The sequence below is a fragment of the Chryseosolibacter indicum genome (genome assembly GCF_018598585.1).
GTDB lineage: Bacteria > Bacteroidota > Bacteroidia > Cytophagales > Cyclobacteriaceae > Chryseosolibacter > Chryseosolibacter indicus.
The window spans coordinates 1-2670 of record NZ_JAHESD010000133.1 but is presented as its reverse complement, the minus strand read 5'-3'; the positions used below and the strand labels follow the sequence as shown (position 1 = coordinate 2670).

Below are 2670 nucleotides of genomic sequence, written 5' to 3'. Positions count from 1 at the left end.
ACCAGGTCAGCCTTAACATTCCGCTTCGCTACATCGTTAAGGCTTCCTATTCCCGCCACGCCTCATGCACGAACGTTATGCACAATGCCGCGCGGACAGAGTAGGGGCCACCGCGCGCATTGGCACATTTTCTTGCCGCACATTCCATCGCTACACCAAAGCAAGCAAAAGAGCCAATTAACCCATCGCGAATGATATGACACCTTCTCCCGAATATGACCGATTTGTAAAAAGTGTATCTTCTTTTTCACGTGATATAGGCAACCATTCACTGGCATCGTGGAATGGCATTAACTTTAATTCGACAGAGCCTGAAATAATAAAAAAGTATTTATTAGGCAAAGGTGTTGGTGTGGACTATTTGAATAGAAATTTAGCTCCCATTCTGAGCCATGCATCCTACGAAGTAAAATTTGCTTCCGTATTTATTCATCAGAAGCCAAGAATAACAAGACACATATCGTCAACAAACTTATGCGCTGGCGACACTCCAAGTTGTGAACTAGGTGACTTACTCGTGGTTTTTTGCCTCCTTGATAAGAATAAAATACCAATGTTTAGAAGTGCTGTTATCTCGCAAGCAAAAAAGGAAAGGTCGATGACCTCTCAATCCCAACAATGCTTGTATGACAGTGATGTTGTTATCTCACTGCCGGCAAGAATTTATAGCAGTTCTCCAATAAAGATGCCGGATAGAAATTTACCTGACTACTCTCAAGGGCGAACGAAAGCATTGCACTATTTGATACTTGATAGAATGCCGACACTAAGACAAGTTCCTTGGAATTCTAACTTGGAGTATAGCTGGGCGCACTTTCTGCGTAGAATTCTCTTAGGCGACTTGGGGCTTCCTTTTCAAAATATGACACCTTTAATTCCTGACTGGAATTGTATAATTCATGATCTATTGAATATTGGCAATGGAATAATACCCAGCAGTATCAAAAGAGGCAATGCGTTAGTCGACATTGTCAATATATTTAACGACTTTAATGAGTATGATAACTATTCACTAGAAATTGAGAATGAACAAGGTTTACCAACCTTGTTTATTATCGTTAGAGATAGGGAGTATGAAATACAAAGTAATTAACCGCAAATCAGAAACAATTTGAGATAGAACAAATGGAGCTAAAGAAGGAGATAGAACATTTAACACAACAAATTGACTTTTTAGAAAGGGTGATAATTGCAATTTCTCCTTCAACAATCGGACATAGCGAGTTAACTTCAGTTATTGGACCGATACTGACACTGAACAAAGAGAGCCTAAAAAGCATGCTCTTGCTTGCCGAGAACACCCAATATAGAGACATGATAATTCTTTCAAGGCCATTTCTTGAAGGCACGATCAATATTGGTTTTATCTGTGCGGAAGGTGACAATGCAATTATCAACTCAAAAAAGTATGCCTACCAGAAAGGATATAGAGATCTTTTTCACGGCATTGACATAAATGGATTCAAGATTGAAAAAGCACTCGTTGACCATGTAGATGAAATAGAAAAGGCGGCTCCAAATCATATGAAAAAGGCTTTAGCCGACTTCACAACGAAGAGCGGCAAGGAAATCAATAGCTGGACACCTGAAACCACTAAACAGAAACTAGAAAAAATAGGAAAGACCTATGGTCTGTACGTAAATGGCCTTTTGACTTTTGCTTTTTATAGTATATATCGAGACGTTTCTGAGATAATTCATAATTCCTATTATGGAGCAAGAATCTATTTAGGAATGCAACAGAAGGATATGAGTGCATTCAAGAGTTCTGGAGATGCAGCTAAATTCTTTAGCGAACATCAAGAGAGACTAGCTACACTATTTCTACAGCAGATTAATATTTCAATAAACGCCTTGCTCAACATTCTTAGCCAAAAATTCCCAATTGACCCAATAAAAGAGATATTTACTGAATCCAATGCTGCATTAGTGACATATGCAGACAGCTTCAAAACCACGGCAGATGATTGATTGGATAAATAATAAGTATGGAACAAATCTGACTGGCAAGATATTTCAGAGGTTAAGAATTTCGCCCTTCTTTGGAATATCTATGAGAACACCATTTTTAACAGCTTTTTTACAATTGATCGGCTTCAACTTGAGATTGCAAATCGAAATCTTCAATTGAATGCCTTCAATGATATTTGGAATTATTTTCAAAATCGCTACACTACAGACGAAAATACAAATCAGCGCTTCGAACATTTACATTTTCGTCCGAATGACAGAATGAATTTAGTGAGAGAATGCCTTCTGAATGTTAATAATAACCCTCACGACAAAATTTTAACAATCGGTATAATCGTGTACCGTCTCAGAAATAATTTATTTCATGGACTTAAGGACTTTATGCTTATAGCCGAACAGAATGACAATTTTAGACACGCAAATATTTACATTCCGACTTTCTTGAATTGACGCTCGAACAACCACACCAATGCCAAATCCCCACACGCGGACGCACGACCAAAGTTTTGGCATTGTGTGGTTAAGATTGTGCAATGCGCGGCACAGTGCATAACAATGTGTATGCGCAATTTAAATTTGATTAATTATTTTTAAAGGTAAATTTAAACTGCGCATACACGAACGTTATGGGCAACGCTATGAAACGATTCACGAACGAGATAGACTTAAAGTTAGAGACATTGGCGAGCAAAGTGAATG

General features: G+C 38.2%; 3 protein-coding genes. All 3 read left to right on the top strand.

Going from position 1 to position 2670, the window contains the following annotated elements:
* A partial coding sequence (locus KK060_RS24675) for a hypothetical protein (protein WP_254157926.1) occupies positions 1-195 on the top strand: 195 nt, incomplete at its 5' end.
* 1 nt (position 196) lies between these two features.
* Positions 197-1093 (top strand): hypothetical protein, encoded by an 897-nt coding sequence (locus tag KK060_RS24670; protein ID WP_254157924.1) that lies wholly within the window; start codon positions 197-199, stop codon positions 1091-1093.
* Positions 1094-1125: 32 nt separating this feature from the next.
* Positions 1126-1971 (top strand): DUF5677 domain-containing protein, encoded by an 846-nt coding sequence (locus KK060_RS24665; RefSeq protein WP_254157922.1) that lies wholly within the window; start codon positions 1126-1128, stop codon positions 1969-1971.
* The last annotated feature ends 699 nt before the right edge of the window (positions 1972-2670 follow it).